The organism is Leclercia sp. Marseille-Q4284, assembly GCF_916618945.1.
Classification (GTDB): Bacteria; Pseudomonadota; Gammaproteobacteria; order Enterobacterales; family Enterobacteriaceae; genus Enterobacter; species Enterobacter tamurae.
Window position 1 is genome coordinate 240,135 of record NZ_CAKAKG010000001.1, and the last position, 12,723, is coordinate 252,857.

Genomic DNA, 12,723 nt, shown 5'->3' on the forward strand with positions numbered 1-12,723 from the left:
CGCCTCAGCGATTTTCAGCCGGCCCAGGGAGTGGCTGTCAGTTTTTCATTATTCTGCAATTATTTCATTGCTTTAAAAGCAAGGAAATTACTGTGGAGCCCATAAGACTGTGCGGAGAGGGTCAGGGTGAGGGGTCTTAACCTAAATCCGCCATCAGCACCTTCGAGCGACGCTGATAGTTGTACATCTCTTTCTTGGTTTCCGGCAGGGAATCAATATCCACTGGCGTGAAGCCGCGCTCCTGGAACCAGTGAATGCTGCGGGTGGTCAGGACAAACAGCTTGCTCAGCCCCAGCTGCCGCGCCTGGACCGCGATCCGCTCCAGCAATACCTCGCCGCGCGACGAGCTGCGGTAGTCAGGGTGCACCGCCACGCAGGCCATCTCCCCGATCTTCTCTTCCGGGAAAGGATAGAGCGCCGCACAGGCGATGGTGAGGTTGTCGCGCTGAATAATAGTGAACTTATCGATCTCCATCTCCAGCTGTTCGCGGGAGCGACGCACCAGGATCCCCTGCTGCTCGAGAGGGCGAATCAGCTCCAGAATGCCGCCGATGTCGTTGATGGTGGCGCGGCGGATCTGCTCGGCGCTCTCCATCACGATCTGCGTCCCGATACCGTCCCGGGAGAACAGCTCCTGCAGCAGGGCACCATCTTCCTGATAGCTGATCAGGTGGCTGCGGCGCACGCCGCTGCGGCAGGCTTTGATGGCGCCGCGCAGGAAGCGCACGGTGCCGGAGTAGTAATCGCCCTGTTCCTCAAGCGCTTCGACCCGGGCCTGGGCTTCGTTCGGGAACAGCTCAGAGACGATATTCCCCAGCTCGTTCGTTACCCCCTGCGAGGAGCAGAAGCCGATCATTTTCTCGGCTTTCAGCTTGATCGCCAGCTGGGTGGCAATCTCTTCTGAGGTGAGGTTGAAGCTTTCGCCAGTCACCGAGACGGCAACCGGGCCGGTGAGCACAATCGCGCCGCCGTCGAGCTGGCGGTGGATCGCCTCTTCATCGATACGACGAATACGTCCGCTGTGGCAATAATCCACCCCGTCATCCACGCCAAGCGGCTGGGCGATAATAAAGTTGCCGCTCACCACGTTAATATGCGCCCCCTGCAGCGGGGTATTGTTGAGACTCATCGACAGCCGCGCGGTAATGTCCAGCTGCAGCAGGCCGGCAGCCTGCTTAACCAGTTCCAGCGTTTTGGCGTCGGTGACGCGGGTATGTTTATGATAAATCGGTTCGTGATGATGCATGGCCAGATTGGCTTCAATCTGTGGGCGGGCGCCATACACCACGACAAGGCGAATTCCCAGGCTGTGCAGCAGTCCTATATCATTGACAATGCTGGAGAAGTTCTCATGCTCAATGGCTTCGCCGCCGAGCATAATGACGAACGTCTTCCCCCGGTGAGTGTTGATATAGGGAACAGAATGACGGAATCCCTGGACCAGTTCGATTCTACGTTCCTTCACCACGGCACAACCCCTCAATGAATTTTTATTCGTAATTTTTGTATTTTTATTCGAATATGCGCCTGCGCGCAAGCCAAATTTTTCTGCGAAGCAAAGAAAACATTCAGAGAAGATATCGTTAACGCATGATTGTTTACCCTTTTAAGGATGACAGTTTATGCATCATTCGCTAAAGTTTTCGGTCAATTTGGACGTTATGAGAAGTTATTCGATATCTTTGCTCGGGAGAAGCATGTCGGGATCCAGTAAAGCATTAAGTCGTCGCCGCCTGCTACAAGGGGCCGGGGCAATGTGGTTGCTTAGCGTAAGTCAGGTAGGGCTTGCTGCCGTCAGTCAGGTCGTCGCGGTTCGTGTCTGGCCGGCATCGACCTATACACGCGTGACGGTCGAGTCCAACCGGGTACTTAACTATAAGCAATTCGCCCTGAGTAACCCGGAGCGGGTGGTGGTGGATATCGAAGGGGTGAACCTCAATTCTGTCCTCAAAGGGATGAGTGCCCAGATCCGTGGCGACGATCCCTACATTAAGTCAGCACGGGTCGGGCAGTTTGATCCGAAAACCGTGCGCATGGTGTTTGAACTCAAACAAAACGTGAAGCCGCAGCTGTTTGCCCTGGCCCCGGTGGCCGGTTTCAAAGAGCGTCTGGTGATGGATCTCTATCCGGCCAACGCGACGGATATCCAGGATCCTCTGCTGGCGTTGCTGGAAGATTACAATAAAGGCGATCTCGATCGTCAGGTTCCGCCTGCGCAGAGTGGCCCGAAGCCGGGGAAAGCCGGGCGCGATCGCCCGATTGTGATCATGCTCGATCCAGGACACGGCGGGGAGGACTCCGGCGCGGTGGGCAAATACCGTACCCGGGAAAAAGATGTGGTGCTGCAGATCGCCCGTCGCCTGAAGGCGCTGATCGACAGGGAAGGCAACATGCGCGCCTATATGACGCGTAATGAAGACATCTTTATTCCGCTGAAGGTGCGCGTAGCGAAGGCGCAAAAGCAGCGCGCGGATCTGTTCATCTCTATCCATGCGGATGCCTTTACCAGCCGCCAGCCCAGCGGATCGTCGGTGTTTGCCCTTTCAACCAAAGGGGCAACCAGTACGGCGGCAAAACTGCTGGCAGATTCGCAAAACGCCTCTGACCTTATCGGCGGTGTCAGTAAGAGCGGCGATCGCTACGTCGACCACACCCTGTTTGATATGGTGCAGTCGCTGACCATTACCGACAGCCTGAAGTTTGGTAAAGCCGTGCTGGGTAGACTGGGCAGGGTTAATAAGCTGCATAAAAACAGCGTCGAGCAGGCCGGGTTTGCGGTGCTGAAAGCGCCGGATATCCCGTCGATACTGGTGGAAACGGCGTTTATCAGTAACGTGGAAGAGGAGCGCAAGCTCAAGACGGCCGCATTCCAGCAGGAAGTGGCGGAGTCGATACTGGCAGGGATTAAGGCCTATTTCTCGGATGGGGCGACGCTGGCGAGACGCGGATAATCAGGATGGCCGGGTTTACGCCCGGCAAAATGACAAACTGCAGATACAAAAAAACACCCGGAAGGGTGTTTATTGTTTTTAGAAGTGTTGGTTGCGGGGGCCGGATTTGAACCGACGACCTTCGGGTTATGAGCCCGACGAGCTACCAGGCTGCTCCACCCCGCGTCCGTCATTCTACTTCGTAGAATCTTACTTCTTTAAATTTGATTGGTTGCGGGGGCCGGATTTGAACCGACGACCTTCGGGTTATGAGCCCGACGAGCTACCAGGCTGCTCCACCCCGCGTCCGTCTTTCTACAGTCGTAGAAGATACTTCATCAAATTTTAATTGGTTGCGGGGGCCGGATTTGAACCGACGACCTTCGGGTTATGAGCCCGACGAGCTACCAGGCTGCTCCACCCCGCGTCCGTGGATGCGCACTATACTCGGATGACTTTTTGTTGCAACCCTTTTTCGTAAAAATCACCAAATTAGGTGTTGATTGTATGCTATGCCGACAGTTCGACTGTTTTTTGCGCAAAATTTGCGTGAGGGGAGGTAATCGCATTTCAATACCCTTGCCGGTTTGTTATCTTCGATGCGCAGAAACGGGCAACTAAAAGACGAGACATAATGAAAGGACGTTGGGCGAAGTATCTGATGACGGGCGCGATGGTAGCCATTCTGGCTGCCTGCTCCTCCAAACCGACCGATCGCGGTCAGCAATATAAAGACGGGAAACTGACCCAGCCTTTCTCTTTAGTGAATCAGCCGGATGCCGTGGGCGCGCCGATTAACGGCGGCGACTTCGCGGAACAGGTGAGCCAAATCCGCACCGCCTCGCCGCGGCTGTATGGCTCGCAGAACGCCGTCTATAACGCGGTGCAGGACTGGTTACGCGCCGGGGGCGATACCCGCACCATGCGCCAGTACGGCCTTGACGCCTGGCAGATGGAAGGCACCGACAACTACGGTAACGTCCAGTTTACCGGCTACTACACCCCGGTAGTGCAGGCGCGCCATACCGCGCAGGGTGAGTTCAAGTATCCTATCTACCGCATGCCGCCAAAACGCGGCCGCCTGCCGTCCCGCGCCGAGATCTATTCCGGTGCGCTGAGCGAAAATTACATTCTGGCCTACAGCAACTCGCTGATGGATAACTTCATTATGGATGTGCAGGGCAGTGGCTATATCGATTTTGGCGACGGCAGCCCGCTTAACTTCTTCAGCTACTCCGGCAAGAACGGCCATGCTTACCGCAGTATCGGTAAAGTGCTGATCGATCGCGGGGAAGTGAAACGCGAAGATATGTCGATGCAGGCGATCCGTGAGTGGGGTGAGAAGCACAGCGAATCTGAAGTGCGTGAACTGCTTGAGCAGAACCCATCCTTTGTCTTCTTTAAACCGCAGAACTTCGCTCCGGTGAAAGGGGCGAGTGCGGTACCGCTGATTGGTCGTGCATCGGTCGCCTCTGACAAGACGGTGATCCCGCCGGGTACCACGCTGTTAGCCGAAGTGCCGACGCTGGATCACAACGGGAAATTCTCCGGCCAGTACGAGCTGCGTCTGATGGTCGCACTGGACGTTGGCGGCGCAATCAAAGGCCAGCACTTCGACATCTATCAGGGGATCGGGCCTGATGCCGGTCACCGTGCGGGCTGGTATAACCACTACGGACGCGTGTGGGTGCTGAAACCTGCAGCAGGCGCGGGGAACGTGTTTAGCGGCTGAGTGTGGTAATATTGACGCCATGTTTTCCGGGGTGAGGGGCAACTCTCACCCTTTTTACATCTGAGGTCCTATGTCTGTGGTAATGAGCGAAGCCTGGCGCCAGCGTTTTGGTGGCACCGCGCGTTTATATGGTGAAAAAGCCCTGCAACTGTTTGCCGATGCGCACGTCTGCGTGGTCGGGATTGGCGGCGTTGGCTCATGGGCGGCGGAAGCGCTGGCACGAACCGGGATCGGCGCCATTACGCTTATCGACATGGATGATGTCTGCGTGACCAACACCAACCGGCAGATCCACGCCCTGCGCGACAGCGTCGGGCTGGCAAAATCCGAGGTAATGGCGGATCGTATTCGCCAGATCAACCCGGAATGCCGTGTCACCGTGATTGATGATTTCGTAACGGCCGATAACGTCGCCCAGTATATGGGGGCGGGTTACAGCTACGTGATTGACGCCATCGACAGCGTGCGCCCGAAAGCAGCGCTGATCGCCTGGTGTCGTCGCAATAAAGTGCCGCTGATAACCACCGGTGGGGCAGGCGGACAGATCGACCCGACGCAAATTCAGGTCACCGACCTGGCGAAAACCATTCAGGATCCGCTGGCCGCCAAGCTGCGCGAGCGACTGAAAAGCGATTTTGGGGTGGTGAAAAACAGCAAAGGCAAGCTGGGCATAGACTGCGTCTTCTCCACGGAAGCGCTGGTTTACCCCCAGGCGGACGGCTCAGTCTGCGCCATGAAGAGCACCGCGGAAGGGCCAAAACGGATGGACTGTGCCTCCGGATTTGGGGCGGCCACCATGGTGACCGCGACCTTTGGTTTTATCGCCGTGTCTCACGCCCTGAAAAAGATGATGGCGAAGGCAGAACGTCAGGCCTGACGCGCCGCCTCCAGCACCGCCTCACTTAGCGCAGTCAGCCCCTGGCTGCGCGAGGCGCTCAGCTGGCCACGTAACCCCAGCTCATCAAACAGCGCCAGCGGGCTTTCACTGAGGATCTGCGCGGCGCTTTTTCCCTCTATTGCCGTCAGCAATACCGCCAGCAATCCGCGCACAATGCGGCCTTCGCTGTCGCCATAAAAATGCAGTTTATCCCCCACGGGCGTGACCCCAAGCCAGACGCGGTTCTCACAGCCGGGGATCTCTTTTGCCTGTGCTTTCAGCTCATCGGACAGGGCGGGGAGCTGTTTGCCCAGCAGGATCAGCTGGCGATATTTGTCTTCCCACTGGCTCAGCGGGGCGAAGGTCTGTTTTAACGTCTCGTCAGTGATGACGGTGCCGAACGGGTGTCCGGCCAGAGTTGGGCTTGTCATTCATCCACCAGTAAGGCAAGGGCGCGATCGACGGCGGCAACCAGGGCCTCGACATCGCTTTGGGTGTTATAGGGTGCAAACGAGACGCGCAGGGTACCCGGAACGCCCAGCGCTGCTAGCAGCGGCTGGGCGCAGTGCTGACCGGCGCGCAGGGCAATGCCGTATCCCGCCAGCAGCGTCACCATGTCGCTGTGATGCACCCCGGCAAAATCAAACGCCAGCAGGCTTGAATCCTGAACCCGGAAAGAGCGAAAACCGGGGCGTTTTTTCAGCGCTTCTTCCGCCAGCGTTGCCAGCCCACGACTCCAGCTCTCTGCCTGCTGCAGATCGATATCCGCCAGCCACTCCAGCGCCGCGCTCAGGCCAATTACTCCGGCGACGTTGGGCGTCCCGGCCTCCAGGCGATACGGCACCGCCTGGGTTTGGAAGCCATCAAAGCTCACTTCGGTGATCATCTTGCCGCCGCCGAGCCACGGGGTCATCTGCTCCAGCAGCTCCGCTTTGCCGTACAGCGCGCCGATCCCGGTTGGCCCGTACAGCTTATGCCCGGAGAAGGCATAGAAATCGATATCCAGCTGCTGTACGTCTGCCGGGAAGTGCACCACTCCCTGCGCGCCATCGACCATCACCACCATGTCGTTGGCATGGGCGATCTCAATAGCCCGGGCCAGATCCGGACAGCCGCCGGTGACGTTGGACATCTGCCCCAGCGCGAGAATACGGCTGCGAGGAGTGATCACATCGGGCAGGCGGGCGATATCCGCCACCCAATCCGCGCCCAGGGGTAACTTCACTACCCGTGCGCCGGTCTGTTCAGCCACCATCAGCCACGGCACCAGATTGGCATGATGCTCCGCCTCGCTGACGATGATCTCGTCCCCCGGCTGCAGGCGTGGGCGGGCATAGCACTGGGCCACCATGTTGATGGCTTCGGTGGTGCCGCGGGTCCAGACAATGTTTTTACCGCTTTCGGCATTAAGCAGCTGCGCAACCTGATCGCGGGCCGCTTCATAGCGCGCGGTTAAGCGTTGTGCCTCGGCGTACTGGCTGCGATGCACATTGCCTGCGCTCAGGCTGTAAAACTGGTGGGTGGCATCGATCACCGCCTGAGGCTTGAGGGCCGTCGCGGCGCTATCTAGATAGACACCGGCATCGGCCAGCGCCGGAAACTGCGCGCGAAAATGGGCAGGGCTGAATGCGTTCATGGAATTCCTCTTTATCATGAAGAGATCGTCGCGCAAATTCAGCGGCAGGGCAAGGAGGTTGATCTCTATCGGATTTGTCTGTTTATCCTGGCGTAACAGACGAAGCAGGTTATGCTGAAATAGTGTCAGGAAGATGTTTTAGCCTGTTCTGAAACATGGTTTAGATAGCATTAATTGCTAAAGGAGATAAAAGATGAAAAAGACTGTCGCAATTGTTTCTGCCTGTATGCTGACTTTCGCCCTGAGCGCTTGTTCCGGTAATAACTACGTTATGCATACCAATGATGGCCGTTCAATCGTGTCCGACGGTAAGCCACAAACCGATAATGACACCGGTATGATCTCGTATAAGGATGCTAACGGGAACAAACAGCAAATCAACCGTGGTGATGTGAAAGAGATGGTTGAGCTGGATCACTAACGGAATTGCAGACAAAAAAAAGCACCGCAATTGGGCGGTGCTACATTAATCACTATGGACAGACAGGGTAAATGTACAGGAAGTGAAAAATTGGTAGCGTTGCTACCGGGGTCTGAATCGCAGACCAATTGCAAACACAACAACACAACATCACAACCGTAAGCCAAAAGCCTTTCAGAACACGCATTCCAAAAAAACTTTTCGTTCCGGCTCAGGAAGTGCCGCCACTATAGGTATTTGCTGGTAGTTCCTCAACGGACAATTTATAATGGCTCAGATAAAAAAAACTAATAGGTTAAACGTTGTTTCCTGTTTGTTAAAAGCCGTTAACATCTAAGCCAGATAACCATGTCCAAGCGATTACCACCTCTTAATGCATTACGTGTATTTGACGCTGCCGCCCGCCATTTAAGTTTCACGCGCGCGGCCGATGAGCTTTTTGTGACGCAGGCCGCAGTAAGTCATCAAATCAAGTCCCTTGAGGATTTTCTGGGCCTCAAGCTGTTCCGCCGCCGCAACCGTTCCCTGCTTCTGACGGAAGAGGGGCAGAGCTATTTTCAGGATATTAAAGAGATCTTCTCCCAGTTGACGGAGGCGACCCGTAAGCTGCAGGCGCGCAGTGCCAAAGGGGCACTGACTGTCAGTTTATTGCCCAGTTTTGCCATTCAGTGGCTGGTGCCGAGACTCTCAAGCTTTAACTCAGCTTATCCGGGGATTGATGTCCGAATCCAGGCTGTCGACCGTCAGGAAGACAAGCTGGCGGACGATGTCGACGTGGCAATTTTCTATGGTCGCGGCAACTGGCCAGGCCTGCGTGTCGAAAAATTGTACGCGGAGTATTTGCTGCCGGTCTGCTCACCACTACTCTTAACAGGCGAAAAAGCGTTAAAAGCACCGGAGAATCTGGCGCAGCATACGCTTTTGCATGATGCTTCTCGCCGCGACTGGCAAACTTATACCCGCCAGCTTGGTCTTAACCATATTAATGTGCAGCAGGGCCCCATCTTCAGCCACAGTGCGATGGTGTTACAGGCTGCCATCCACGGACAGGGCGTGGCGTTGGCAAACAACGTCATGGCGCAGTCCGAAATTGAGGCCGGCCGCCTGGTCTGCCCCTTTAATGATGTTCTGGTCAGTAAGAATGCTTTTTATCTGGTTTGTCATGACAGTCAGGCAGAACTGGGTAAAATAGCCGCGTTTCGCCAGTGGATCCTGGCAAAGGCGGCCAACGAGCAAGAAAAATTCCGCTTTCGGTACGAGTAACACTCTCTTTTGCGCGCAGGACGCGCATAACTTCAGGACAGAAACATGACCAGCCGTTTTATGCTGATTTTTGCCGCGGTGAGTGGCTTTATTTTTGTTGCCCTGGGCGCTTTTGGCGCACATGTCTTACGCAAATCACTGGGTGTGGTGGAGATGGGTTGGATCCACACCGGTCTGGAATATCAGGCGTTTCACACCCTGGCGATCTTCGGATTAGCCGTGGCGATGCAACGCCGTATCAGTATCTGGTTTTACTGGAGCAGCGTATTTATGGCTCTGGGTACCGTGCTGTTCAGCGGTAGCCTGTACTGCCTGGCGCTGTCGCATTTACGCCTGTGGGCGTTTGTTACCCCGGTCGGCGGCGTCAGCTTCCTGGTCGGGTGGGTATTAATGTTAATCGGTTCGTTCCGTCTGAAACGCAAGGGCGTTGTTCATGAATAAAGTTGTCTTATATTGTCGCCCGGGCTTTGAAAAAGAGTGTGCCGCGGAGATCACTGATAAAGCCGCGAAGCGCGAGGTGTTTGGTTTTGCCCGCGTGAAAGAGAATTCGGGCTATGTTGTTTTCGAGTGCTATCAGGCTGATGACGCGGAAAAACTGGTTCGCGACTTGCCGTTCAGTTCGCTGATTTTTGCCCGTCAGATGTTTGTTGCGGGTGAACTGCTGAAAGATCTGCCGCCTGAAGATCGCATTTCGCCAATTGTTGGCATGCTGCAGGGCGTGGTGGAGAAGGGTGGCGATCTGCGCGTTGAAGTTGCGGACACCAACGAAAGCAAAGAGCTGATGAAGTTCTGCCGTAAGTTCACCGTGCCGCTGCGCGCGGCACTGCGTGAGGCGGGCGTGTTAACTAACTACGAGACACCAAAACGTCCCGTGGTCCACATCTTCTTTATCGCCCCAGGCTGCTGCTATACCGGTTATTCCTACACCACCAATAACTCGCCGTTCTTTATGGGCATCCCCCGTCTGCGGTTCCCGGCTGATGCCCCAAGCCGCTCAACGCTGAAGCTTGAAGAGGCGTTTCACGTCTTTATTCCCGCTGATGAGTGGGACGAACGCCTGGCAAACGGCATGTATGCGGTCGATCTCGGTGCCTGTCCGGGCGGCTGGACCTATCAGCTGGTGAAGCGCAACATGTGGGTTTCCTCTGTCGACAACGGCCCGATGGCGCAAAGCCTGATGGATACCGGGCAGGTGACCTGGCTGCGTGAAGATGGTTTCCGCTATCGTCCAACCCGCAACAACATCTCCTGGATGGTGTGCGACATGGTAGAGAAGCCGGCGAAAGTGGCGGCCCTGATGGCCTCCTGGCTGGTGAACGGCTGGTGTCGTGAGACCATTTTTAACCTCAAGCTGCCGATGAAAAAGCGCTATGAGGAAGTCTCTCAGAACCTGGCCTACATTCAGGCGCAGATGGATGAACACGGCATTAACGTGGTGATTCAGGCGCGCCAGCTGTACCACGATCGTGAAGAAGTCACCGTGCATATCCGCCGCTGGTGGGCTGCCGTCGGTGGGCGTCGCGACGAGAGATAACCTTTGTAACGCCCGGTGGCGCTACGCTTACCGGGCCTACAACAACCCTCGTCCGTAGGCCCGGTAAGCATCGCGCCACCGGGCATAAACTCACACTCGATCTAACCGTAGCTGCTGCAAATTCCCGTCTAACTGTAAATCGGTCTGTAACCGCGCCACGTCCCGGCAAATAAATGCCATCTCTTTATGCGCTTCCAGCTTTTTGCGCCACTTCTCTGGCACCTCATCCAGGCGGGTGTAAATCCCCTCCAGATCCTGAAAATCGGTTAGCAGCTGGGCCGCGCTTTTCGGGCCAATGCCTGCCACACCCGGCACCTTTGAGCTGCTGATCCCCGCCAGACCCCAGTAATCCGGTAGCTGCTGCGGCGAGACACCAAACTCACTGGCAATAAAGGGAGCATCCAGCCAGCGTTTCTGGAAATAGTCACGGATGCGAATAGTGGGGGAGAGCAGCTGACAGTAGCCCTTGTCCGTCGAGACAATGGTGGCCTGATGCCCGGCGCTGGCGACTTTTACCGCCAGGGTGGCGGCCAGATCGTCAGCTTCGTTGCCCTCGGCGCCCCAGCAGGGAACCCCGCGCTGTTCAAAGGCGGCGCGGATGGCGGGCATTTCGGCGTGCAGGTCGTCCGGCATGGGCGCGCGGCCGGCCTTGTAATCCGGCAGGCGCTGATGCCGCCAGCCGCTGTTACGGGCTTCATCGTCAAACACGGCGACCACGTGGCTGGGCTGGCTGTGGCGGATAAGCTGCTCCAGCGCATGCAGGCAGGTATCCTTGCAGGGCGTACCCTGAACCGCGTGGATGCGCCGGATAAGGTTGAGCGCGTCGACAATAAGCAAATGAACGGCCACAGATTTTCTCCCTTCTGTTCAGTCAAATAAGGGTAACACTGTCGGCGGGGGGAAACTACGTGTGGCGGGGCGTTCGGGAAGGAGCCTCGCAAAACGAGGCTCCTTTTTGGACTTAATCGCAGGTGACAATCTTCATCGCCAGACCGCCGCGAGAGGTTTCGCGGTATTTGGCGTTCATGTCTTTCCCGGTCTCATACATGGTTTCGATCACTTTATCGAGGCAGACGCGCGGCTCGCTGGTACGGCGCAGCGCCATACGCGCGGCGTTGACCGCCTTCACGGAAGCAATCGCGTTACGCTCGATGCACGGCACCTGCACCTGACCGGCAACCGGATCGCAGGTCAGACCGAGGTTGTGCTCCATCCCGATCTCTGCGGCAATACAGACCTGCGTCGGGCTTCCGCCCAGCAGCTCCGCCAGTCCCGCCGCCGCCATTGAGCAGGCCACGCCCACTTCACCCTGGCAGCCCACTTCCGCGCCGGAGATGGAGGCGTTCATCTTGTACAGCGAGCCAATGGCGCTGGTGACCAGCAGATAGCGGGCCAGCGAGTTAGCATTCACTTCGCGGATGAACTTGTCGTAATAAGCCAGCACCGCCGGAACGATACCGCAGGCACCGTTGGTCGGGGCGGTAACCACGCGGCCACCCGCGGCATTCTCTTCGTTCACCGCCAGTGCGAACATGTTGATCCAGTCCACCACCGCCATCGGGTCGCTGGTGGTTTTGTCACTGCTCACCAGCATGCGGCGCAGGGCGGCAGCCCGACGCGGAACGCGCAGTTTGCCCGGCAGAACGCCCTCGGTAGTAATACCGCGTTCAATACCGCCACGCATCACTTCCCAGACGTTGGCAAAGTGCTGTTCCAGCTCCGCTTTGCTGTGCAATGCCAGCTCGTTTTGCATCATCAGGCCGGAGAGTGACAGACCGCTCTCCTGGCAATGGCGCTGCAGATCGGCCGCCGATTTGTACGGATAAGGAACCGCCACAGGCGCGCTATCGCTCTGGCCAAAATGATCTTCGTCGACGATAAAACCGCCGCCGATGGAGTAATAGGTTTGGCTGTAAATCGCCTTGTCGCCTGACAGGGCAGTGATCCGCATACCATTTTCGTGCAGCGACAGGTTGTCGGCATGGAAATTCATGCAGCGATCAACCGGGAACTCAACTTCGTGTTCACCCTTCGCCAGCAGCAACCGGCTGTGGGTGTTAACGTCCTGGATAAAGGCCGGGATGGCGTCAATATCAACGCTATCCGGCAGGTTGCCCGCCAGGCCCATAATAATGGCGATATCGGTATGGTGACCTTTGCCGGTCAGCGACAGGGAGCCGTAAACATCCACCACCACGCGGGTCGTGTCGTGCAGCATTCCGCGCGCAATAAGATCGTCCGTGAACTGTTTACCGGCTTTCATCGGCCCGACGGTGTGCGAGCTGGATGGACCAATACCAATTTTGAAAATATCGAAAACGCTAATCATG

12 protein-coding genes and 3 tRNA genes are annotated in these 12,723 nt (G+C 56.7%); 7 read left to right on the top strand and 8 right to left on the bottom strand.

Features of this window, described 5'->3' with window-relative positions; translation table 11 throughout:
• Window positions 1-136: 136 nt before the first annotated feature.
• On the bottom strand, window positions 137-1,468 hold the full coding sequence (argA, locus tag LG383_RS01145) for an amino-acid N-acetyltransferase (protein ID WP_106994435.1): 1,332 nt from the start codon (window positions 1,466-1,468) through the stop codon (window positions 137-139).
• Window positions 1,469-1,697: 229 nt separating this feature from the next.
• Between argA and amiC the strand changes: the two genes are divergently transcribed.
• Window positions 1,698-2,951 carry an N-acetylmuramoyl-L-alanine amidase AmiC gene (amiC, locus tag LG383_RS01150; RefSeq protein ID WP_106994436.1) on the top strand — a complete coding sequence of 418 codons (1,254 nt, stop codon included), beginning with the start codon at window positions 1,698-1,700 and terminating at the stop codon, window positions 2,949-2,951.
• A gap of 88 nt (window positions 2,952-3,039) precedes the next feature.
• Here amiC and LG383_RS01155 read toward each other — a convergent pair.
• From LG383_RS01155 to LG383_RS01165, 3 genes are all read right to left on the bottom strand, one after another.
• Window positions 3,040-3,116: transfer RNA gene (locus LG383_RS01155), tRNA-Met, on the bottom strand.
• Window positions 3,117-3,159: 43 nt separating this feature from the next.
• Window positions 3,160-3,236, bottom strand: a tRNA-Met gene (locus LG383_RS01160).
• 44 nt (window positions 3,237-3,280) lie between these two features.
• Window positions 3,281-3,357 (bottom strand) — tRNA-Met (locus LG383_RS01165).
• Window positions 3,358-3,564: 207 nt separating this feature from the next.
• On the opposite strand from LG383_RS01165, the gene mltA reads away from it, so the two are divergent.
• Together mltA and tcdA are read left to right on the top strand one after the other, a co-directional pair.
• A complete protein-coding gene (mltA, locus tag LG383_RS01170; protein WP_106994437.1) occupies window positions 3,565-4,662 on the top strand; it encodes a murein transglycosylase A in 1,098 nt (365 codons plus the stop codon).
• Between the two features lie 70 nt (window positions 4,663-4,732).
• Entirely contained in the window at window positions 4,733-5,539 is an 807-nt protein-coding gene (gene tcdA, locus LG383_RS01175; protein WP_225758144.1) for a tRNA cyclic N6-threonylcarbamoyladenosine(37) synthase TcdA, read from the top strand.
• Here tcdA and csdE read toward each other — a convergent pair.
• Entirely contained in the window at window positions 5,530-5,970 is a 441-nt protein-coding gene (gene csdE, locus LG383_RS01180) for a cysteine desulfurase sulfur acceptor subunit CsdE (protein WP_166183799.1), read from the bottom strand. The genes tcdA and csdE overlap by 10 nt on opposite strands.
• Window positions 5,967-7,175 carry a cysteine desulfurase CsdA gene (gene csdA / locus LG383_RS01185; protein ID WP_106994440.1) on the bottom strand — a complete coding sequence of 403 codons (1,209 nt, stop codon included), beginning with the start codon at window positions 7,173-7,175 and terminating at the stop codon, window positions 5,967-5,969. The genes csdE and csdA overlap by 4 nt, the downstream gene beginning before the upstream one ends.
• A gap of 193 nt (window positions 7,176-7,368) precedes the next feature.
• On the opposite strand from csdA, the gene LG383_RS01190 reads away from it, so the two are divergent.
• The 4 genes from LG383_RS01190 (at window position 7,369) to rlmM (ending at window position 10,393) form a co-directional block, all read left to right on the top strand.
• Window positions 7,369-7,596 carry a YgdI/YgdR family lipoprotein gene (locus LG383_RS01190; RefSeq protein ID WP_106994441.1) on the top strand — a complete coding sequence of 76 codons (228 nt, stop codon included), beginning with the start codon at window positions 7,369-7,371 and terminating at the stop codon, window positions 7,594-7,596.
• A gap of 348 nt (window positions 7,597-7,944) precedes the next feature.
• Window positions 7,945-8,859 (top strand): glycine cleavage system transcriptional regulator GcvA, encoded by a 915-nt coding sequence (gcvA, locus tag LG383_RS01195; protein ID WP_039029917.1) that lies wholly within the window; start codon window positions 7,945-7,947, stop codon window positions 8,857-8,859.
• A gap of 45 nt (window positions 8,860-8,904) precedes the next feature.
• The gene (locus tag LG383_RS01200; RefSeq protein WP_039029918.1) at window positions 8,905-9,300 is read left to right on the top strand and encodes a DUF423 domain-containing protein; all 396 of its coding nucleotides are present in this window, start codon (window positions 8,905-8,907) and stop codon (window positions 9,298-9,300) included.
• Window positions 9,293-10,393 carry a 23S rRNA (cytidine(2498)-2'-O)-methyltransferase RlmM gene (gene rlmM / locus LG383_RS01205; RefSeq protein ID WP_106994442.1) on the top strand — a complete coding sequence of 367 codons (1,101 nt, stop codon included), beginning with the start codon at window positions 9,293-9,295 and terminating at the stop codon, window positions 10,391-10,393. The genes LG383_RS01200 and rlmM overlap by 8 nt, the downstream gene beginning before the upstream one ends.
• A gap of 90 nt (window positions 10,394-10,483) precedes the next feature.
• Here the strand turns inward: rlmM and xni are convergent, their stop codons facing one another.
• Both xni and LG383_RS01215 read right to left on the bottom strand, forming a co-directional pair.
• Window positions 10,484-11,242 carry a flap endonuclease Xni gene (xni, locus tag LG383_RS01210; RefSeq protein ID WP_225758145.1) on the bottom strand — a complete coding sequence of 253 codons (759 nt, stop codon included), beginning with the start codon at window positions 11,240-11,242 and terminating at the stop codon, window positions 10,484-10,486.
• A 112-nt stretch (window positions 11,243-11,354) separates the two neighbouring features.
• Window positions 11,355-12,722, bottom strand: coding sequence for an L-serine ammonia-lyase (locus tag LG383_RS01215; RefSeq protein WP_225758146.1), 1,368 nt, complete (start codon window positions 12,720-12,722; stop codon window positions 11,355-11,357).
• Window position 12,723 lies beyond the last annotated feature (1 nt).